23 protein-coding genes and 1 other annotated feature are annotated in these 21,505 nt (G+C 34.6%); of the genes, 17 read left to right on the forward strand and 6 right to left on the reverse strand.

Annotated elements, in window-relative coordinates:
• Positions 1–23 precede the first annotated feature (23 nt).
• Complete coding sequence (locus AT726_RS11905) at positions 24–452, forward strand: EamA family transporter (protein WP_068759666.1); 429 nt, start codon at positions 24–26, stop codon at positions 450–452.
• Positions 453–494: 42 nt separating this feature from the next.
• On the opposite strand, the gene AT726_RS11910 is transcribed toward AT726_RS11905, so the two are convergent.
• From AT726_RS11910 to AT726_RS11920, 3 genes are all read right to left on the reverse strand, one after another.
• Complete coding sequence (locus tag AT726_RS11910) at positions 495–1,928, reverse strand: alanine/glycine:cation symporter family protein (RefSeq protein ID WP_055244190.1); 1,434 nt, start codon at positions 1,926–1,928, stop codon at positions 495–497.
• A 158-nt stretch (positions 1,929–2,086) separates the two neighbouring features.
• A complete protein-coding gene (locus AT726_RS11915) occupies positions 2,087–2,503 on the reverse strand; it encodes a hypothetical protein (protein ID WP_068759667.1) in 417 nt (138 codons plus the stop codon).
• Positions 2,504–2,576: 73 nt separating this feature from the next.
• Entirely contained in the window at positions 2,577–3,425 is an 849-nt protein-coding gene (locus AT726_RS11920) for a DegV family protein (RefSeq protein WP_068759668.1), read from the reverse strand.
• A gap of 160 nt (positions 3,426–3,585) precedes the next feature.
• On the opposite strand from AT726_RS11920, the gene AT726_RS11925 reads away from it, so the two are divergent.
• The 3 genes from AT726_RS11925 (at position 3,586) to AT726_RS11935 (ending at position 6,671) form a co-directional block, all read left to right on the forward strand.
• Positions 3,586–4,038 carry a YaiI/YqxD family protein gene (locus AT726_RS11925; protein WP_068759669.1) on the forward strand — a complete coding sequence of 151 codons (453 nt, stop codon included), beginning with the start codon at positions 3,586–3,588 and terminating at the stop codon, positions 4,036–4,038.
• A gap of 141 nt (positions 4,039–4,179) precedes the next feature.
• The gene (gene cls, locus AT726_RS11930; protein ID WP_068759670.1) at positions 4,180–5,637 is read left to right on the forward strand and encodes a cardiolipin synthase; all 1,458 of its coding nucleotides are present in this window, start codon (positions 4,180–4,182) and stop codon (positions 5,635–5,637) included.
• Between the two features lie 23 nt (positions 5,638–5,660).
• Positions 5,661–6,671: an aromatic acid exporter family protein gene (locus AT726_RS11935; RefSeq protein ID WP_068759671.1), complete on the forward strand. Its 1,011-nt coding sequence runs from the start codon at positions 5,661–5,663 to the stop codon at positions 6,669–6,671.
• Positions 6,672–6,697: 26 nt separating this feature from the next.
• Here the strand turns inward: AT726_RS11935 and AT726_RS11940 are convergent, their stop codons facing one another.
• Entirely contained in the window at positions 6,698–7,846 is a 1,149-nt protein-coding gene (locus tag AT726_RS11940; RefSeq protein WP_055275753.1) for a DEAD/DEAH box helicase, read from the reverse strand.
• Positions 7,847–7,902: 56 nt separating this feature from the next.
• A complete protein-coding gene (locus AT726_RS13090; protein WP_172676242.1) occupies positions 7,903–8,055 on the reverse strand; it encodes a hypothetical protein in 153 nt (50 codons plus the stop codon).
• Positions 8,056–8,198: 143 nt separating this feature from the next.
• Between AT726_RS13090 and AT726_RS11945 the strand changes: the two genes are divergently transcribed.
• Positions 8,199–8,480: a DUF503 domain-containing protein gene (locus AT726_RS11945; protein ID WP_055275754.1), complete on the forward strand. Its 282-nt coding sequence runs from the start codon at positions 8,199–8,201 to the stop codon at positions 8,478–8,480.
• Positions 8,481–8,576: 96 nt separating this feature from the next.
• On the forward strand, positions 8,577–9,722 hold the full coding sequence (locus AT726_RS11950) for an AI-2E family transporter (protein WP_068759672.1): 1,146 nt from the start codon (positions 8,577–8,579) through the stop codon (positions 9,720–9,722).
• A gap of 390 nt (positions 9,723–10,112) precedes the next feature.
• Here the strand turns inward: AT726_RS11950 and AT726_RS12920 are convergent, their stop codons facing one another.
• Positions 10,113–10,262 (reverse strand): hypothetical protein, encoded by a 150-nt coding sequence (locus AT726_RS12920; protein WP_162492327.1) that lies wholly within the window; start codon positions 10,260–10,262, stop codon positions 10,113–10,115.
• A 237-nt stretch (positions 10,263–10,499) separates the two neighbouring features.
• Here AT726_RS12920 and AT726_RS11955 point away from each other — a divergent pair, with 237 nt between their 5' ends.
• The 11 genes from AT726_RS11955 (at position 10,500) to AT726_RS12005 (ending at position 21,489) form a co-directional block, all read left to right on the forward strand.
• Positions 10,500–11,852 (forward strand): MATE family efflux transporter, encoded by a 1,353-nt coding sequence (locus AT726_RS11955; protein WP_055304182.1) that lies wholly within the window; start codon positions 10,500–10,502, stop codon positions 11,850–11,852.
• 63 nt (positions 11,853–11,915) lie between these two features.
• Positions 11,916–12,149, forward strand: a binding site (T-box leader).
• Positions 12,150–12,194: 45 nt separating this feature from the next.
• A complete protein-coding gene (locus tag AT726_RS11960; protein ID WP_055244170.1) occupies positions 12,195–12,674 on the forward strand; it encodes an Lrp/AsnC family transcriptional regulator in 480 nt (159 codons plus the stop codon).
• Positions 12,671–13,840, forward strand: a complete 1,170-nt coding sequence (locus tag AT726_RS11965) for an aminotransferase class I/II-fold pyridoxal phosphate-dependent enzyme (RefSeq protein ID WP_055275759.1) — start codon at positions 12,671–12,673, stop codon at positions 13,838–13,840. The genes AT726_RS11960 and AT726_RS11965 overlap by 4 nt, the downstream gene beginning before the upstream one ends.
• Positions 13,841–14,324: 484 nt before the next feature.
• Positions 14,325–15,500, forward strand: coding sequence for an alpha/beta hydrolase (locus tag AT726_RS11970; RefSeq protein WP_068759673.1), 1,176 nt, complete (start codon positions 14,325–14,327; stop codon positions 15,498–15,500).
• 394 nt (positions 15,501–15,894) lie between these two features.
• A complete protein-coding gene (locus AT726_RS11975) occupies positions 15,895–16,692 on the forward strand; it encodes a potassium channel family protein (protein ID WP_068759674.1) in 798 nt (265 codons plus the stop codon).
• 34 nt (positions 16,693–16,726) lie between these two features.
• Positions 16,727–17,212 (forward strand): GNAT family N-acetyltransferase, encoded by a 486-nt coding sequence (locus tag AT726_RS11980; protein ID WP_055304177.1) that lies wholly within the window; start codon positions 16,727–16,729, stop codon positions 17,210–17,212.
• A gap of 80 nt (positions 17,213–17,292) precedes the next feature.
• Positions 17,293–18,114 (forward strand): YhfC family intramembrane metalloprotease, encoded by an 822-nt coding sequence (locus AT726_RS11985; RefSeq protein ID WP_068759675.1) that lies wholly within the window; start codon positions 17,293–17,295, stop codon positions 18,112–18,114.
• Between the two features lie 56 nt (positions 18,115–18,170).
• On the forward strand, positions 18,171–18,431 hold the full coding sequence (locus AT726_RS11990; protein WP_055275769.1) for an autorepressor SdpR family transcription factor: 261 nt from the start codon (positions 18,171–18,173) through the stop codon (positions 18,429–18,431).
• A 141-nt stretch (positions 18,432–18,572) separates the two neighbouring features.
• Positions 18,573–19,076 (forward strand): DedA family protein, encoded by a 504-nt coding sequence (locus tag AT726_RS11995; protein ID WP_055245118.1) that lies wholly within the window; start codon positions 18,573–18,575, stop codon positions 19,074–19,076.
• Between the two features lie 40 nt (positions 19,077–19,116).
• Positions 19,117–20,532 carry a cardiolipin synthase gene (gene cls, locus AT726_RS12000; protein WP_068759676.1) on the forward strand — a complete coding sequence of 472 codons (1,416 nt, stop codon included), beginning with the start codon at positions 19,117–19,119 and terminating at the stop codon, positions 20,530–20,532.
• A gap of 123 nt (positions 20,533–20,655) precedes the next feature.
• Positions 20,656–21,489 (forward strand): metallophosphoesterase, encoded by an 834-nt coding sequence (locus AT726_RS12005; protein ID WP_237297122.1) that lies wholly within the window; start codon positions 20,656–20,658, stop codon positions 21,487–21,489.
• Positions 21,490–21,505 lie beyond the last annotated feature (16 nt).

Below are 21,505 nucleotides of genomic sequence, written 5' to 3' on the forward strand. Positions count from 1 at the left end.
AGCGTGAGAGAGGATGGTTTTATATGGCTCAGTGGTTAATTTTCGGTTTGCTTGCAGCGGTTAGTGCCAGTTTTGTTACTATTTTTACGAAACTCGGGATTCACCATTTAACCCCTACGTTAGCAACCTCAGTTCGAGCGATGATTATGGCCGTCTTTTTAGTGATTGTTTCTGCAACCAAAGGGGACTTCGGACACTTAAAAGAGTTGGGGATCTACAAAAAAGATTTTTGTTTCTTAATTTTAGCAGGAATTTCAGGAGCTTTATCCTGGTTGTTTTTAAATATTGCTCTAAAGACTGGAAAGACGTGGCAGGTGGCGCCGATTGATAAATTATCTGTTGTGATGACAGTCATCGTATCTATTTTAATTTTCCAAGAAGAAATCACACTTAAAGGAATCATCGGTGTTATTTTAATTGCGGCGGGGTCATTATTTGTTGCCTTAGCCTAAACAAAAAAACAGTTCTAGATAGACTAGAACTGTTTTTTTTGCTTACTTCCATTCATCAACGTTTGTTAAACCTTCGATGTCAGACGCTTTAAAGATAGGATTTTTAACTCCTTGTTTCTTTTGATCCGTATAATTTTTTAAGGCTTTAAATGCAAACTTACCTAATAGTAAGATTGCGATTAAGTTAACAATCGCCATAAATGACATAAATAAGTCAGCTAAATCCCAAACGATTGCGACTTTTGTCAATGAACCAAAGATAATCATTCCAACTACGATAATACGGTAAGCGACCAACCAGAATTTTTTTGCACTCATAAATTCGATATTTGACTCACCATAGTAGTAGTTCCCAATAATTGAACTGAATGCAAATAATAAAATACAGAAGGCAATAAAGTAGTTACCGATTACGCCAATTTGTGAGGTTAAAGCTGCTTGTGTTAACTGAATTCCTGTTAAGTCTGAATCCGCATAAATTCCTGATAATAAAATAACGAAGGCTGTACAGCTACAAATTAAGATGGTATCTGTGAAGACTCCAAGTGTTTGAATTAAACCTTGTTGAACAGGGTGGTTAACTTCTGCTGTAGCAGCTGCATTTGGGGCAGATCCCATCCCAGCTTCATTTGAGAATAATCCACGTTTAACCCCTTGAATGAACATGACCCCAAAAGCACCTGATGCGAATGAGCTGAAGTCAAAGGCATTAGAAACGATTAAACTGATCATTGCTGGAATTTTTGTGATATTTAACGCAATCACTAAGAGAGCTACTAACACATAAGCAACGGCTAACACTGGGACGATAATTTCAGAGACTTTAGCAATACGTTGAACTCCTCCAAAAATCACGGCAGCTGTTACAATGGCTAAGATAATTCCCATGAATAATTTATCCATACCAAATGCTGTTTGGAATGCTTCTGTAATCGTATTTGCTTGTACGGCATTAAAGACAAATCCAAAAGTGATTGTAATTAAAATTGAGAACAGTAATCCTAACCAGCGTTTGTTTAATCCTTTTTCAATATAATAAGCGGGTCCACCACGATAAGCTCCTGACGCATCTTTCACTTTATAAATTTGCGCTAATGTACTTTCAACAAAACTTGAAGCTCCACCAATTAACGCAATGATCCACATCCAGAATACTGAACCAGGCCCTCCAACAGCAATCGCTAAGGCAACTCCTGCAATATTTCCCGTTCCAACACGTGAGGCAGTACTAATACAAAAGGCTTGGAAAGATGAAACTTTTCCATCTTTTGATGATTTTCCAACGCCATCCCCTAATAGCTTAATCATCTCTTTTATCATTCTAAATTGTACAAATTGCGTTTTAAAAGTAAAATAGAAACCAGCGATTAATAATAAAATAATTAATAAGTATGTTCCAATGTACGTATTCCCAAAACTAATCAAATCGCTTAGGAATGCTAACATACGTTCTCCAATAAGTTGTAATTTTTCCATAATTATCCTCCTTTATCTGTTATGTCTTCATCATTTTTTGACACTCCAAAGATAAGTATACTCTAAAATGTAGAATAATGGAATAAATGTGAAGCTGAATAAAAAAAATGGAAAAATAAAAAAGACCTTTAGAAAAAAGTTCTAAAGGTCTTTCATCCTTAGCATTTAAATGGTTCGAATCCTGTAATAATTAACGTTGCCCAATCAGAATTATCTGTTGTTTGCCAATTGAATTTAACGTTTAATTTTTTTAACCAGGCATTTAATCCTGTGGCTGTTTTTCCATCTGTAGCCGCTTGACGACCGAATGTTTCTTTAATGTACTCTAATAATTCTTTTTGTTGTGTGGCATCTAATTCAACGTCAACTAATGATTCCATGTGATCACGTACGATGGCATAAGACGCTTTATCATCACGATATAAATCATTAACTAATAATTGACGTTCGCGATTTAACTCTAAAATCACTTGTTTAATTTCTTCATGGTTATTTAAATATTTCTTAGCAATGTTCATCGCTTGAATTTCTTGATCGATTTTTACAATACGCTTTTCAATAGCTGAACTCTTCATAATCTCACTTCGCATTTCTAATAGTTTTTCTTAGCTTTTGCATTATATCATTCATTATGAGTCGTCGCAATCATTATTTTACAAAATATGCAATTCCTATACTACCAGGTCCTACATGACAACCAATGACCGGTCCAATGGATTGAATCTGAATCGGCGTATTTAGTTCAGATTCAATTTGTTTGGCCAATTCTAGACCTTCATCTTCACAACTAATATGATGCACGAAAAGACCTCCTAGTTCATGACCCTCAAGGTCTTCTTTTAATTTGGTAATCATGCTTAGAATAGCTTTTTTCTTCGTTCTCACTTTTGTAAATACTGTCGTTTCACCATTTTCAACCGTTAAGATTGGTTTGATTTGAAATAGATTTCCAAGTAGAGCAGAAGCCCCTCCAATTCGGCCACCTTTCTTTAAATAATCTAGCGTGTGTGGTGTGAATAAAAAACGACTGTTATGTTGCACGGTGTGAATAAGACATAAGATTTCTTCTAAAGATGCCCCTGATTGGGCTGCTTTAGCAGCTTCCATCACGATTAGCCCCATTTGCATACAGTTCGTTAACGAATCAAAAAGTTCAATTTTTGCATCGGGATTTGTTTCGAGGATTAAATTTTTAATCAAATGTGCACTTGAATACGTTCCACTCATTTTAGAGGAAAGAAAAATTCCGAGTACCTCATGTCCTTCGTTCGTTAATTGCTCAAAGGAAGCTAACATTTCATCTGGACTTGGCTGAGAAGAGGTTGGAATGGCTGAAAGGTGAGGGAGTTCCTGATAAAACTCATCTAGATTTATCTCTACTTCTCGTTTTGAGGAGGTATTCGTGATAATATTAAGAGAAATAATGGTGATATCGAGTTTTTGACGAATGGATTCAGGAATGTATGATGTACTATCGGTAATAATTTTAACAGACATATGAGGCCTCCAATCATGTTTATGTTAAATAGGATTTATTGATAAGGTTAATTATATCCGATGTGATCTAAAAAAATAAGGTTTTTCACAAATTTCCCATTAATTTTTTGAATATAGAAGAAATGAATCGAATTAAAGCTGTGAAATAGGAGTGAAAGAAATGAATATTTATATTGATGCCGATGGGTGTCCCGTTGTAAAAGAAACGATTAAGGTGGCTAAGCAATTTGGAGTTCCCGTCGTTATTGTTTGTGATGCTGCTCATTATTTTATGCATAAGGGAGTTCAGACGATTACGGTCATGCAAGGCTCAGACGCGGTGGATTATGAAATTATTAATCGATTACAACCGGGTGATTTAGTCATTACACAAGATTATGGCTTAGGTGCGCTTGTATTGGCCAAAAAAGGTTATGCGATGAATCAAAATGGAAAAAGGTATGAGGATCAGAATATTGATCAGCTATTATTTACCCGCCATCTTTCGTCGAAGTTACGTCAATCAGGTCAGCGTTTAAAAGGACCAAAGAAACGAACGAGAGAAGATACGCAACAATTTATCTTAGCTTTAACCAAGTTTCTTAAATCGATACAAGAAGGGCAGTCACATTAGCCCTCTTACCAAAAGTCGAAATTTAAGGTATAATAGGAAAGCTTATGTTTTTTCATGAATCATGATAAAATCACGCAAAGGAAGGAAAATGCTCATCTTTTGAGATTGGATACGAAGAGGTGAGGGATTGGAGGTTTGTTCATGATTGCTTGGATTATTGCGTTATCACTTATGGTGATACAAGTTCTTAACTTATGTACGATTTTAGTTATGATTTTTCGTCGAAGAGATGAACCTATTTATATTATTGCATGGACAATGATTATGACGTTTATTCCGTTTATCGGTTTCTTATTGTACCTTTTATTTGGACATGGACCGATTATTAAAGAAAAGCGAACATTTTTAGATGCGATAGAAGAACAATACTATCAACAAGCCGTTGATTCACAACTTGAAATGATGGATTCGGTGTCAACAATACAATCATCCTATATGTCTTTAATAAAATTTAACTTAAATTATAATCGTAGCATTTTAACGCGCCATAATACGCTAGAGTATTTTAGCGATGCGAATGATAAATATGAACGTTTACTATCCGATATTGAACAGGCGCAGGATACGATTAACGTCCTGTATTTTATTATTCGTGGTGATGAAAGTGGAAAAGCTTTAATTAAGACTTTAGCTAAAAAAGCTCGTGAAGGTGTTAAAGTTCGCTTAGTTTATGATGATGGAGGAAGTTTTATGACGCCTTCATCAGTTTTTAAACCTTTAAAGGAGGCTGGAGGAACTGTTGTCAAACATTATCCCGCTAAATTTAAGATCTTTACATTAAATTGGAATTATCGAAATCATCGGAAAATTGTCGTGATTGATGGGACCATTGCCTATTTAGGAGGAATGAATATTGGTGATGAATATTTATCGAAAAATCCTAAATTTACGCCTTGGCGTGATGCGCATCTGCGAGTCACAGGGGGAGTCGTCCAATTGTTACAGCTACGCTTTTTTAAAGATTATGCGGCTGTCATTGAAGATGTCTCTGATTTAAATGAGGTGGAATCAAATATTGAGCGTTATTTCCGCTCCGTTTCATTGGATGAAGATGAGACATTTATGCAACTGGTTTGTGATGGTCCTGACCAAAAAACAGATCATATGCGTGCTGCCTATATTAAATTAATTATGACGGCAAAAAAAAGTATCTGGATTCAATCACCTTATTTTATTCCAGATAGTGAATTTTTACATGTTTTAAAAATAGCTGCCCATTCAGGAATTGATGTTAAAATTATGATTCCCGTCATTCCGGATAATCATTTTGTTCATCGAACGACAACATCGTATATCAAAGAGTTACTCGAAGCGGGAATTGAGGTATACTTTTACGAAGGATTCTTACATTCGAAAATTATTATCATTGATCAAGAAATGGCAACGGTGGGGTCAGTTAATATGGACGTTCGTAGTTTTAGTATTAATTTTGAATTAGCTGCTTTTATTTATAACGATACGATGGCTAAACAATTAGTGGAGCAGTTTAAATTTGATCAAAAAGATTGTCGTCGCTTAGACTTTGAATACGAACAAAGTAAATCATGGTTTATGAAAGCAGAAGAATCTGTTTATCGACTACTTTCAATGTTAATGTAAGAGAGAAAAAAAGGAGATAAAAAATGAAACATAAATTAGGTATGCGTACGATTAAAACGGCAATTGGTGCGACCATTGCAATGTTAATGGCCCAGTCATTAGGGTTAAAATACGCCTTATCAGCAGGGATTATTACCGTCTTAAGTGTTCAAAATACCAAGAAAAAATCGTTAGAAATTGCTCTTTTACGATTAAATTCGACGCTGCTTGCGTTAGGAATTAGTTGTATTTTATTTTTGTTATTAGGGTTTCATCCAGTTGCCTTTGGTATCTACTTATTAATTTTTATTCCAATAGCTGCTCATTTTAAATTAAGCGATGGGATTGTTGTGAGTTCGGTTTTAGTCACGCATTTACTAGGTGAGGGGTATGTTAATTTGTCGCTCTTAATCAATGAATTGATGCTGATGTTCATTGGAGCAGGAATCGCCTTAATTTTTAACTTATATATGCCAAAAATGATACATCAAATTAAGAAGGATCAAGATGACATTGAGGAACACTTACGTACTGTTTTATTTTGTTTAGCAAATACGACGAGAAGTCAATCGGTGTCAATTGACGAAGAAGCTTTATTTTTATCATTAGCGAATCGTTTAGAAATAGCACGGCTTCGTGCAGAACAAAATCGTCAAAATTACTTATTTGATGAGATGACGTATTACGCACAGTATATGAAGATGCGCACGATGCAATATCACGTCTTAACGAATATGCGACAAACGCTTGGAAAAGTAGTCATGACACTTGAACAGTCAATCATGCTAGCTGATTTAACTGAACATATAGCAATGAGTTTACATGAATTCAATACAGCAGATGACTTGATTAAAAAGACAAAAGCAGTCTTAACGAGTTGTCGAAATCAAGAGTTACCAAAAACTCGTGAAGAGTTTGAAAATCGTGCGATGCTATTTCAATATTTGAATGATGTGATGCATTTGCTTGAAATTAAGCGCCAATTTATTGCGAATTTAACAGATGAACAAGTTCGAAAATTTAATCCGTATGCGCTTGAAGAAGCTATCAATTAAAAAAGATGACGCCAAGGTCATCTTTTTTAATTTGAAGCAGCAGAAATAAACTTTCCATGGCTCACTTTCATTTCTTCAAATTGAATCTTAAATTTCTTTTGATATTTTTTTAACGTACTTAAATCTTTATCTGTTACGATACAAATTGACTTACCTGAGGCGTTTCCTCGAGCTGTACGTCCAGCACGATGTAAATATTCATTTGGATTTGATGGACAATCTAAATGAATGATATGGGTCACTTCAGGAATATCTAGACCACGAGCCGTTAAATCTGATGAAATTAATAATTTAATTTTTCCGCTACGGAAGGCATCTAAGGCGCGTTTGCGTTCTTCTTTCTTAATGTTTCCACGCATCATAAATGTTTCTTTTTGGTGATAATTTAATTTTTCTGCAATTTCTTGCATTGAATCATTTTGATTAACAAAGATTAAAGCACGTTGTGGTTCTTCAGCGACAATTAATTTACGTAGTAATTCAAATTTATCACGTCGATCACCTTTTAAGTAGAAGTGCTCAATATTAGGATTCATTTCTACTGTCTCAGCTGTTTTTAAAACCACCGGCTCTTTCATCAATGATTTGGCTAATTCTAAAGTATTATCACTAATTGAAGCAGAGAATAGACATAATTGTCGATCACGTAATGTTGTTTTAATGATATCTTGAATCGTTTTCGTATTCGTATTATCTAATAAGCTGTCCGCTTCATCTAAGACAATTGTTTTAATCGTATGGGCTGTAATTTTTTTCTTTTTGATTAATTCAAGAATACGTCCTGCTGAACCCACGATGAAGTGAGGTTTTTCTTTAAGCTTTTTAATTTGTTTTTCAATGTTTGCTCCCCCAATAATTGTCGTTGATGTGACAGGTTCACCTGAATTAGCAGCTAGTAATTTAATTTGAGCATCAATTTGCATGACTAATTCGTGAGTGGGAGCTAAAATTAAAACTTGCATTTCACGTTTACTACTATCAATCAGTTGGAAAAGTGGCGTAACAAAAGCTAATGTTTTCCCACTTCCTGTATGTGATTGTGCAATCACATCTTGACGTGATAAAATAACGGGAATGGCTTCCGCTTGAATTGTTGTCGGTGTTGTAATGTTTTGTTTGGCTAAACCTTCAATTAATGAAGGATTTAGATTAAGAGTTTCAAATGATAAAGACATAGTCATCCTCCTTTTATCGTGTCATTTGACGGTTGGCTTAAAAAGGTTGGCTCGTCTTATTTATCGAATAATCCGCCACCTTTATGTTGTTTAATGCGTTTACGTGCTTCACCAATTTGTTTGTCAGGGCGTTTTAATTTATCTTGTTGTTTCGTTTTTTGACGTTTTTCTTCAATGATTTTTTTCATTAAATCCATATTTGTTGCCATAATTTGTTCTCCTACACATAAAATAATGATGTTAAAATTTTATTAACTCTCTTATTTTATAATATTTAAGACGTTTTATCTATTCTTCATGATCGATTTGTCGAAAAAAGTAAAGGTAATTTCAAGAATGCGAGGTATTTTTAATGAAAATTGGTTGTTTAGAAATTAAATTAGGTGCACCTTGGGTCCATAGTTTAAAGGAAAAGCGAATGATTGTAAGAAGTTTAGTGGCTAAAATTCGAAATACGTTTAATGTGTCGGTTCATGAAATCGATGATCATGATGTTCATCAACAGATTGTTTTAGGCATTACGACCGGTTCGAATTCAACAGCACAGCTTCAATCTGTTTTGGATCAGGTCATTAATTTTATTGAATCAAATTATGAGGTAAGTATCGATGAAATACAAATTGATATTTTATAATGTAGAATAACGGTAGAATTTTGGCACCTTAAATTGTAAACTTTAGTATAAGATAGTATAATTTGTTGTATTATGTTGTACTAAAGGAAGTGCTGTATGAATCGAATGAATAACCTCTCGCTCTCTTTTTTTAAGGGATTATTGTTTGTTGGAATGGCTTATCTTTTGATTAAAGTCATTGATCATTATGAAGTTTTATTTAATGGCATCAATGGAATGCTGGCAACCATTTGGCCCTTTTTGCTTGCCTTTGTTTTGGCTTATGCTTTTAATCCCATCATTGTGTTTTTAGAAAAAAAGTTTAAGTGTCAGCGAACAGTAAGTATTGCAGTAACGTATATTGGTTTATTACTTTTTTGCTATCTGGGTGCGAGTTTTTTATTTCCAGTTATCTATCAAAGTTCAAAAGATTTAGTTTCACAAATTCCTGGCTTTGCCAGTGAGATTCAGATTTGGCTAACCAACTGGACAAGTCAGTTTAAACAGATAGATGTTAGTGATTTAGCTGCAATTCAGGATCAAATCTTAAGAATTATTCCGAAATTAACGGATGTTTTAACGAACTCCTTAACATCTGTTATTGGGGTGATGTATCATGCGCTCATGGGGACAAGTAACGTTTTATTAGCATTTATTATTAGTATTTATGTGTTACTTGAGAAAGAAAAGTTTAGTTCAATCACAAGAAAATTAGTTAGTATTATCTGTCGACCTAAGCTAGCGACGCATGTTTTTCATATGGCTTACTTATTTCATTCAAATATTGGTAAGTATCTAATAGGGAAATCCATTGATTCTTTATTTGTTGGGATTTGTGCGGTGGTTGGTTTATCTTTAATGGGAGCCAAATATGCGTTGTTACTCGGTGTTATTTTTGGAATTACGAATATGATTCCTTTTATTGGACCTATTTTCGGGACATTGATTGCGGTTGGAATTAACTTTTTTTATAGTCCCTTCGTGGCTTTAATGATCCTCGTCTTTTTGTTAATTGTTCAACAGGTAGAAACTTTAATTATTGACCCTAAAGTTGTCGGACAAAAGATGGGGCTTAACCCCTTTCTTACGCTATTAGCTGTGACAATCGGTGGAAAATTGATGGGAATGATCGGAATGATTTTAGGTGTACCCATCATGGGGGTGATTAAGCTTTATTTTACTCAATTTATTGATCAAGAGTATGAGAAGTTATATCTGTCCCCTCAAAAACAAAAAGAGGAATCGCTTGAAGAAGCAGTATAAATTCCTGCTTCTTTGATAATTCCTTCAGAGAATACCAGTAGTAGGTTAAATGCATAACTTTTAGTAACTGATGACTAGTCTAGAAGTTATGCGTTTTAATAAACAAAAACAATATAATTATATAATAAAAAATTTAGATAATTCTCTAATAGTGTTGGGATTCAATTAATTAGAAAATGAAGAAGATATGAAGCACTAATGATTTTTAGAGGTAAGGACAATAGGCAAATAGTCGTTAGAAATGATCAACTATGTCATTGAGTCACTAGTATTCTGATGATTAAGGATGAAAGAGGCTTCGATTTTTCTGTATTTAAAGTGAAAAAAAGCGATAGACCCATTGAATGTCTATCGCTTTTTTAACTTTAAGATGTAACAGAGGCGAATGATTTAACCTAAAATACCTGCTTTACGTCGTTTACTTTTTCCTTTTTGTCCTTTGACCATTTCACGACTTGGTAATAATTGTGCCTTTTGATTGGCTGTCGCTTGTTTTTTTTGTTCTAATAATGCTTTAATTGATTGTTTGGTTTGACTCATCATAGATGCTCCTTTCTAACACATTTTATCTTCATTCTATCGAAAAATGATGTTTTTGACTAGTCTTCTTCATAAAAAAAACTTGATTCTTTCAAGAAAATTAGATATAATGTGATGGATATTGTAAAAAATAGATATTTTACTATAAGTGTTGAACCCCCACTTTGAACAAACTTCAAATTGGGGGTTTTTGTATGCAATTTTTAAGAAAATCAGTATGTTAGAAAGAGGGATTTTATGACAGAAAATAAACGATTTTATAAGCGATTGTTAATTCTAACGTTACCAATCGTCATTCAAAACTTAATTACAACCTCATTAAATATGTTAGATACCTTAATGATTGGTAATCTTGGTGAGGTACAGTTAGCTGCTGTTGGAGTTGCCAATCAATTTTATTTCTTATATAGTTTACTTGTGATGGGAATAGGTGCCGGGTGTTCCATTTTAATTGCCCAATTATGGGGGAAAAAAGATGAAGAGAAAATACATTCGGTTCTAAAACTTGGTTTAATCGGAGCCATTGGCTTTGCACTTGTTTTTATGATAATTGGCTTCTTTGCTTCAGAGACGATTATTGGATTATTTAATTCAGATACGGAGGTTATTCGTCTAGGAAGTGACTACTTACGTATTTCTATTTTTAGTTATTTTGTCTCAGCCTTGTCGTTTGTTTACGCCGGGGCGTTACGAAGTATTGGAAATAGTGCTTTACCCATGTGGGGGAGTTTAGTTGGGTTAGTGATTAATGGTGTCTTAAATGCTATTTTAATTTTTGGTTTATTAGGGGCTCCTGCCTTAGGTGTTTCTGGAGCGGCGATTGCAACATTAATTGCACGTATTGTTGAATGTTTAATTATTTTAACGGTCGTTACGTTAAAAGTTAAGCCGCTTCGTTTGTCATCTAAAGATTTTAAACACATTGAAATACCGATGGTGAAACTTCTTTATCAAACAGCTTTACCAGTTGTTTTAAATGAAGCTTGCTGGGGGCTGGCGAATATTACCTACACGATGATTTATGGTCATATTGGAGTGAATGCTATTGCCACGACGCAAATTACATCAACGATCATCAACTTATTTACCATTGTCATCTTTGGAATGGCACATGCCTCAGTCGTTATCATTGGGAATGAAATTGGAGCTAATCGTGAGGAAGAAGGAATTACCTATGCGAAAAAAATTATTCGTTTAGCTGTGGTGGTTGGAATTATTATGGCGATTACTTTAGCCGTGTTAGCTCCGTTCATTGTTCAAGTGTATAATGTGTCTGAAATGGTTCGTAACGATGCGATGAAGATTCTAATGATTTATGCTATTTTTATGTTACCGCGTGTTTATAACGGGGTTCAAATCGTCGGAATTTTACGCGGAGGGGGCGATGCTAAGTATGGTTCGATTGCTCAAGGATTATCGATGTGGCTAGTCGGAATTCCACTTGCTTTCATTGCAGCCTATGTGTTTAAATGGTCCATTTCTTCAGTAATTTTTTTATCGACATTTGAAGAAGTGTTACGTTTCTTTATTTTACGACGTCGTTTTAAATCAAATAAATGGATTAATAATATGGTTAAAGATATGGCTTAAAAACGTATTATTACAAAAATAGCTTGTCAGAGACACAATTTCCCGTTATAATAGTAAAAAATAGCAAAGATAACGAGAAGAAAGAGTAAATTTAGACGAACTTTTTAGAGAGCTGATGAGGGTGGAAATTCAGTAAGGATCGTTAAATTGAAGCAGTCTTTGAATCGCGCACTGAGAACTAAGAGAACTCTTAATGTAGGTGTAGCCGTTAACTCACGTTACGAGTTTCGAGTGGGTCAGATCACTATGATGTGGCTTATGAGGGTGGTACCGCGAAGCTAAACCTTCGTCCCTTTTGGGATGAAGGTTTTTTTTATTATTTGATACAGGAGGTTTAAATAAATGGAAGAAATCTTAGAGATTTTAGAAAAAAATAGTCGTTATACAGATGAAGAAATTGCAGTCATGGCTGGAAAAACTGTTGAAGAAGTTCGTGAAGCGATTCGTGACTATGAAGAGCGTAGCATCATCGCCGGATATACGACCTTAATCAATTGGGAAAATACAGGGAAAGAAACCGTGACGGCATTAATTGAAGTAAAAGTGACCCCACAACGCGGAGAAGGATTTGATAAAGTCGCAGAGCGTATTTATAATTTTGAACAAGTTCGTGCGTGTTATTTAATGTCTGGTGGATTTGATCTCACAGTCATTGTAGAAGGTAAAACGATGAAAGAAGTGGCGATGTTTGTTTCGGAGAAATTAGCTGTTCAAGAATACGTCTTAAGCTGTTCGACACACTTTGTCTTGAAAAAATATAAAGATCATGGAACGATCTTTAAGGAAAAAGAATTTGATGATCGAGAGGTAATCTTCTTATGATGCTAGAAAATATGATTTTAGAAAATGTAAAAAATATGCCCCCATCAGGGATTCGTAAATATTTTGATATGGTTCATGAAATGGAAGGGGTTATCTCACTTGGTGTTGGTGAACCAGACTTTGTAACCCCATGGAATGTTCGTGAAGCGGGAATTTATTCACTTGAAAAAGGACATACCCATTACTCATCAAATGCTGGTTTTTTAGAGTTGCGTTATGAAATTTCACGCTATTTGTATCGCCGTTTTAATCTATCTTATCATCCAGAAAATGAAATTTTAGTGACTGTCGGTGGAAGTGAAGGGATTGATTTAGCATTACGTGCCTTAGTTGGACCGGGTGATGAGGTTATTATTCCTGAACCAAGTTTTGTTGCTTACAAAGGTTGTACAACTTTTACAGGAGCGACGCCGAAGGTGATTGAATTAAAAGCCGAAAATGAGTTTAAATTAACAAAAGAGGAATTATTAGAAGCGATTACTCCAAAAACAAAAGTTTTAATTATGCCATTCCCCAATAACCCAACAGGGGCGATTATGACAAAGGAAGAGCTTCAAGAAATTGTCGATGTCTTAAAAGATAAAGAAATTATTATTATTTCAGATGAAATTTATGCCGAACTAACTTATCAGACGCAACATGTTTCAATTGCAAGTTTCCCTGAAGTAAAAGATCAAACTCTTGTTATTAATGGTTTTTCAAAAGCTTATGCGATGACAGGATGGCGTTTAGGTTACGTGTGTGGACATCCAATTTTAATTAATGCTATGAAAAAAATTCACCAATATGCTATCATGTGTTCACCTACGACATCGCAATATGCTGCGATTGAAGCGATGAAAAATGGAGATACTAGTGTCGAGATGATGGTTAAGGAATATAATCAACGTCGTCGTGTATTAGTCGATGGATTTAGAAAACTTGGTCTAGACTGCTTTGAACCACTTGGAGCGTTTTATGTCTTCCCTTGTATCAAGTCAACCGGCCTATCTTCTGATGAGTTTTGTGAGAAGCTACTATTAAGTGAGAAAGTACTAACTGTACCAGGAAATGCGTTTGGTGACTGTGGAGAAGGGTATATTCGTGCGTGCTACGCTTCATCAATGGAAAATATTAAAGAAGCGCTAGCGCGTATTGAGCATTTTTTAACAACATTATCAAAATAGAAAAAAAGGTGAAAGTTTGAAGCATCAAGATGAATGAGCAATAAAACCCGTGACAAGATTACTTATTCAATATTCTGTTCCTGCCATCATTGGGATGATGGTTAATGCCCTTTATAATGTGGTGAATCGAATGTTTATCGGGAATATCTAGGGGAGGGTCCACTTGCTATTACAGGAGTTGGGATGACTATGCCAATTTCTACAATTATCCTAGCATGTGGCATGTTGGTTGGAATCGGAACAACGGCTAATATTTGGACTAGATGGGGTGTGGCTCGCACAACCAATCTCTGATATATTAGCGATTGTCATTACTTTGATTTGTCTTTTACGAGAATTTAAAAACTTAAAACAAAAAGAATTGGATTGGTCAAAGATAAACGACTAAAAAGGAAGCCGTCATTAAATAAAATGACGGCTTTTATCATATTTGAAGGACGTGACTCATAGTTTTGAAAGAGACTCATCAAAAGGAGAGAGAAGATTGAAAGAAGTCGTATTAAAAATGATGATTCGATGCTTAATATCGATCGGCTTAATGATTTTCCTTATTAGTGGTGGTTTCTTTGTCATGCGTCAACTCTTTAGACAGTCTATTTTATCATCAGCGAATGAGTTAAATCACACTGGTGGAATCAGTGAAGTACGAGAAGTGCTACTAGGTGATATGTTACAATATATCGCTATTGAGGGAGAGAACATGGATAATCCGGTTTGCTTATTTTTACATGGGGGCCCAGGTTTATCTTTGCCTTATGGAATCAGTAGTCGGCATCAGTTGGAAACGATTAGCTCACATTGTACGGTTGTTTATTGGGATCAACGAGGCGCCGGAAAAACTTATAGTACCAATCCCTCAGACGTGTCTTTTACTTATGAACAAGTAGAGGCAGATGCTAAAGAGTTAATTACCTATTTAAGACGTGAGTTTGAGGTAGATCAAATCTATTTAATCGGATATTCATGGGGTAGTGTTTTAGGTATGCGACTTGTCCATGAAATTCCAGAGCAGTTATATGCTTATTTTGGCTTATCTCAAGTTGTTCATCCCCTTCAATCTGAACAAGTATTATATGATTGGCTCTTAGATGAATTTGAATCAACAGGTCATCATCAACTTGTTTCATCGTTAAAGCAATTGGGTCAGCCACCTTATGAACAAGCAAGTAGTCAAGAAACGTTTCAGCAAATTCTAAACCAAAGTAATGCGTATGTTAAATGGCGGGAGGGATTACCAAATGTTAATGTTTTAAATTGGATGGGTCAAGTTTTAGCTTGTCCTGATTTAACGTTGAAGGAAGCGTATGATACATTAATTGGAGCCTCCCATCAAACCTTACAGCAGAGTCAATATTGGTCCCAGTTGCAAGCGGTCAATTTATTTGAGGAAATAAAAGAAGTGAAAATTCCTGTCTATTTTGCTACAGGTGTTGATGATTATATTTGTTCGGTTTCATTATTACAGTCTTGGGTTGAACAATTACAAGCCCCTAAAAAAGAGGTGCTCATTTTAGATAACTCGGCTCATTATTTTTCAAATGAAGATGAAAGTATAATCTATCAGTGGATGAAGGACCTCATTGCAAAGAAGTTTCCACAAGCAGAAGAAGCACCAGACGAAACAACGGTAGGAGATGTCTTCTCAAATTTATTACAATAAGAGCAAATGAATCTTATGGGGCATTTAGCTCTTTTTTTATGTTGTAATGTCTAAAGGTATAAAACTGTATATAGGTTATCACTTACATAAGAGGTTGACAAAAACGGAACATTTAGATGTGCTTAAATATTATGAAGGGTTAATTCATTATTCAGATATCTAACTGGTTCAAGGGGAACAGGTGGATAGTTCAAAACAACCTATAGCACTTTAGGTTTTTCATTCATTTTGGTTATTTGCTTAATTAGTGTTGGCATGGGAATTTATCATTATAGAAAAATAAAGACATCAAAATAATAATCAAAGCGATGATTCATCAAGAGTCATCGCTTTTTTTGATAAGAATTAACACTTTGATTCATAATAAACATAAATGAATCGAGTGAGGTAGATTATGACTAAAATTAGTTTGTATCAATGGAGTATTATCGTTTGTTCGCTGGTGGTGGTTGTGATGACGATAATGCAATTAACACTAGATTTAAGTGCGTCAGTCAATCGAGTCTTTAATATTTTAGATATTTTAATTTGGTTGTTTTTTTTAATTGATTATACTTGCCGGTTAATAAAAAGTGAGAGTAAGAAAGAGTTTGTCAAAAATAACAAAATTGATTTATTAACAATCATCCCCTATTTTTCATTCTTTCGTATTTTAAGAGTAATTCGTGTGACACAAGTAGTGCCATTGTTCCATTTTGTAAAGGTTTTACGGGCGACGGCTATGTTAAGTAGTCTATCTAAGCGAGTAGGTTCTTTTTTTAAAACAAATAATTTTCATTATGTTGCTGGAGTGACACTCATTGTTATTTTATTAGGCGCAGGCAGTTTATCATTCGTGGAGGGGATGACATTTAAAGATGCACTTTGGTGGTGTATTGTAACAGTGACAACCGTTGGTTATGGGGATATTGTTCCAAAAACAGGGCTTGGTCGGGTGATTGCGGGGATGGTTATGATTAGCGGAATTGGATTTTTAGGTCTTTTTACGGGAACCATTTCTACCTATTTTTTAAATCGACGAATAACCGATCACCAATCTCAGTATGTGACAGAATTAATTGAGAAATTGAGTCATTTTGATGAACTGAGTGAAGATGAATTTAATGAGATTATCATGATTTTGCAAGTCATTAAAAAAGGTCAAAGTCAAATTTTGACATCTAATGAGAATGAGGGAAACATGAAGTCTTAAATATGATATACTTAAAAAGAGTGAGGTGAAGAAGATGCAACAACCTGAATTCATTGAAATTAATTCAGCTTTACGTTTAAGGACTCCTAAAAAATCCGATTGGGATTTAGCATATCCTTGGTATCAGAATCCAAACGTGATGTATTTGTCAGAAGGAGTGACTAATAAGACATACGAATTAGAACAAATTTATAATATGTATGAATTTCTAAGTACTCGGGGAGAGCTATACTTTATTGAGGTCAAGGAAAACGAAAATTGGTATGCAATTGGTGATGTGACACTATGGGAAGAAAATTTACCGATTGCAATTGGTGATGAAGAATATTGGGGACAGGGCATTGGAAAAGCAGTAATAAAAACGTTATTAAAACGTGCAAAAAGCCTTGGTATGACAAAAATTTCAGTTCCGGCTATCTATCATTATAATATCGGATCACAGCGATTATTTGAATCATGTGGATTCAAAAAAGTAGGGGAAAATGCAACTGAGAAGTCTTACGAGAAAATCATCAAGTAAGCGCATTGACACCCATTTAAAGGGGATTTATAATTAACTTAATAATTAGATATTTTTCTAATTATACTGAGGGGGAGAATATGGTTAGTATTAGTTCAATGATGATGATGTGTTTGACACTTATGATTTGTTTTGGGGTTCCACTTGGCTTATTTTGGTTTGTTAGACGACGCTATCAAGCATCCATTAAAAGTTTTTTCGCTGGGCTGATTGTTTTTATTGTGACTACACAAATACTAGAAGCTGTTGTTCACGTTTATTTATTAAAAGTGAATCAAACAACATCAATTTGGCTCATGCAACCTATCATCTACTCGTTATATGGTGGTTTAATGGCAGGGATATTTGAAGAAACAGGACGTTATTTTAGCTTTAAGTGGTTTTTGAAGAAAGAAAATCGAATCCAAGATGGAGTCAGTTATGGGATTGGACATGGGGGAATAGAGGCCATGCTCATTGTTGGAACAACGTATTTAAATAACTTGATTTTTTCAATTCTCATTAATCAAGGATGGATTGAGAAACTTGGATTAAGTGCTGAATTAGAAGAGACCGTTGTGACGCAACTCACACAGATTTCTCCGATAATTTTTGGATTGGCCGGCTATGAACGGTTGATGACGATCATGATTCAAATTGGACTAAGTCTTCTCGTTTTTAAAGGTGTTCGAGAGCAAAAAATTTGTTATTATGTGTTAGCTGTGTTCATACATGCTATATTAGATGTTCCAGCAGCTTTAGTGCAAGTGAGGATGTTTAATATTTATGTCGTCGAAGGTTTCATAACATTAATTGCGATTGGCTTTATCATTTTTATGGTTAAGCAGTTTAAAAATTATCATGAAGATTTAACAAAAGTCGAAGATATTGAACTTGAAAAATACAAGCAGGCTGGATACTAAGTTATAACATAAAGGAGGTGTGCCGTTAGCTGATTGGTTAGCAACGGAAAGAAGCTGTGAATAAAGCATTTCAAGCATTAGCGGACCCAACAAGACGTACGATTTTAAAAAAATTAAATAAAGGTGAAATGACAGCCGGTCAAATTGCCGATTGTTTCGATATGAGTAAACCCTCGATTACACATCATTTAAATATTTTAAAAAATGCTGATTTGATCCAAAGTGAAAAGCGTGGACAATTTGTTGTATATACGTTAAACACAACGGTAATCGGAGATGTTCTTGGTTGGTTTTATGAATTTACACATCGTATCTAAGTAAAGATGGTCTAAAGATTATTCTTAGACCCTCTTTATTTTTTTACATAATTTATACTGTTATTTCCATTTCTTGTGATAGAATGGTTTGATTAATTTGTGGAATAATAAGTGAACAGATAGTAAAAGGGTGGGACATAAATGGATAATATTCAGATTGTATTAAATTATTTTTCGGAGTATGGTTTAGTATTTTTATTTTTGATCGTCTTCCTAGAGTATATGAATTTACCTGGGTTACCAGCGGGAATTATTATGCCTGCAGCAGGAATCTTAATCGCAGGGAATGATATGGATTTTATTACAGCGCTAGTTATTTCAGTCATTGCCGGTTTATTTGGAAGTTATGTATTATACTTTATTGGCTATTTTCTAGGAAAGCCCATTTTAGATAAATTTTATGAAAAATATGAAAAAATCAGACCTTCGATTAATAAGGCGATTAGTTATACCGATAAGCATGGAAGTAAAGGTGTTTTTATTGCTCGGCTAATTCCGGTTGCAAGAACGTTAGTGTCGTTAACGGTAGGAACCGTACGTATGAATTTTCTAACATTCACGATTTATTCGGTGTTTGGAATAACCATTTGGAATTTAATCTTTATTTATATGGGATATGCCTTTGGCTATTTTTTCTTAAAATAGGAGAGAGGGGTTCTGGGTTAAACGACTGGAGGCTGTCTATATGATTACTTGGTGTTTTGCGATATTTCGAATGATTAACTTGATATTAATCGGAATCTTAATTTTTTATAAACGAAAAGATCCAGCCCTATTGCTAGCTTGGATTCTGCTTTTGTTATTTTTACCTCCAGTCGGATTTGTTATGTACCTTTTGTTTGAACGAACACCAGTTTCTAGAAAGAAGCTGTTGTTTTTAACAGAATATACTGATCAACGTTTGGAACGTCAAATTGATTATCAATTTAGTGAGTGCGTGGCATCGGTCATTGCGTTTAATGAAATTTATAATGGAAGTCGCTTATTCATGTATCATGACTGGATGTATTTTGCGGATGGAAAGAGTAAGTATGATCAATTATTTATGGATATTGAGCAGGCGACACAATCCATTCATTTATTATATTTTATTGTCCGTAAAGATGAGGTGGGACAGAGGTTAATCTCGTTATTAGCCCAAAAAGCAGCAGAAGGGGTTGAAGTTCGACTCGTCTACGATAGTGCGGGGTGTTTTGGTACAACTTTAAAATTTTTTGATTCAATTATTAAAGCAGGTGGTCATGTTTATAAGTTTCATCCTCCCACTTTACGTCCCATTGGTTTAAATTATAATTATCGAAATCATCGAAAAATTGTTGTCGTTGATGGACGAATTGGTTATTTAGGTGGGATGAATGTTGGGAAAGAGTATATGTCACTCGATCCTAACTATTCGCCATGGCGTGATGCCCATCTTCGGTTAGTAGGCGATGCGGTTTGGGATTTGCAACATCGCTTTTTTAGAGATTACTTCATGGTTTGTGAAGATAAACGTGATGAAGTGCACATTCAATCAAATCTAGATCATTACTTCACTGCTTCATTAGTGACGACCATCTGTCCAATCCAAATTGTGTCAGATGGTCCAGATACACCGACCGACGATATTAAATTAGCTTTTGTGAAAATGATGCAAACAGCAACGAAATCAATTCGCATTCAAACACCGTATTTTATTCCCGATCAGTTGTTTTTAGAGACGTTAAAAATTGCTGCTTACTCCGGTGTTAAAGTCGAAGTAATGATTCCAACAATTGCCGACCATCATTATGTTTATCGGACAACTACTTCTTTTATTCATGAGTTACTAGAAGCCAATATTGATGTTTACTTATATAAAGGTTTTTTACATTCTAAGATTTTAGTGATTGATGATGAGATTTGTACCGTTGGATCGACAAACATTGACCAACGAAGCTTCAAGATTAATTATGAAGTGAATGCCTTTATCTATGATCAACTTTTGACGCATCGCGTCTCACATCAATTTGATAAAGACTTAGAAAATTGTTTATTAGTGGATGAATCTTACGAAAAAAATAAATCATGGGTTGTCCGACTGGAAGAAAAGGTTTACCGATTAGTATCCATGATTTTATAATATAGGAGAAATAAATTTTTTTAGAAAGGAGGGACGTTTACCAAAACGATTTGATATCCTTAGACTTAGAGATTAAACTTCAATGTTTTGGAAAGATGACATATGATAATCTTACTCTTTATAGTGACTCTCTTATTCATTTACTTTGAGCAAGAAGTCTTTTCAACCTCATTTTATAAATTAAAAACAGATAAACTAAATTTAAAAAAGGGTCCAATTCGTATTGTCCAATTATCAGACTTACATTCGAAATCCTTTGGTCGTCAAAATAGACGTTTGATTCAAAAAATTAAACGTTTAAATCCTGATTTTATTGTGACGACGGGTGATATGATTACCTCTACGGATTCAAATGGCAATGCTTTCTTAGATGTCGTTACCGCGTGCTCATCAAAATATCCGATTTTTTATATTGAAGGCAATCATGAGATAACGGCTAAATATGATACCTTAAATCAAGAGACGAGATGGTATGAGGCCTATTTAAAGTCTTTAGAAGATTTAGGGGTTCATTTATTAAATAATGAGTCTCGAAAAGTCATGATTAATGAGGATGAGCTGTATATCTATGGGCTTACGGTCCCATTAGCGCATTATTATTCCGTTCCCGTCCATATTCAAAAACAGGTGAGTGTCAAAGAGATTAAACAAGTATCGGAGGTACTTTCTGATTTAGAAGAAGGACATTTTAATATTTTATTAGCACATAATCCATTTTTAGCAAATCTATATGAACAACATGGATTTGATCATGTTTATTGTGGGCATGTTCATGGTGGAGCACTTCGATTACCGTTGATCGGTGGAGTCTTATCACCGGAGCGAAAGTTGTTTCCTAAATATAGCGCAGGTATTTATCAAATTGGAAAAATGAAGATGATTGTCAGTCGAGGGCTTGGACGTTTGCGTTTATTTAATCGCCCAGATATTGTCGTTATCGAGATTTATCCGAAGTAAGAGTGGAGTGAGAAAA

The sequence above is a fragment of the Turicibacter sp. H121 genome (assembly GCF_001543345.1).
GTDB classification, from domain to species: domain Bacteria; phylum Bacillota_I; class Bacilli_A; order MOL361; family Turicibacteraceae; genus Turicibacter; species Turicibacter bilis.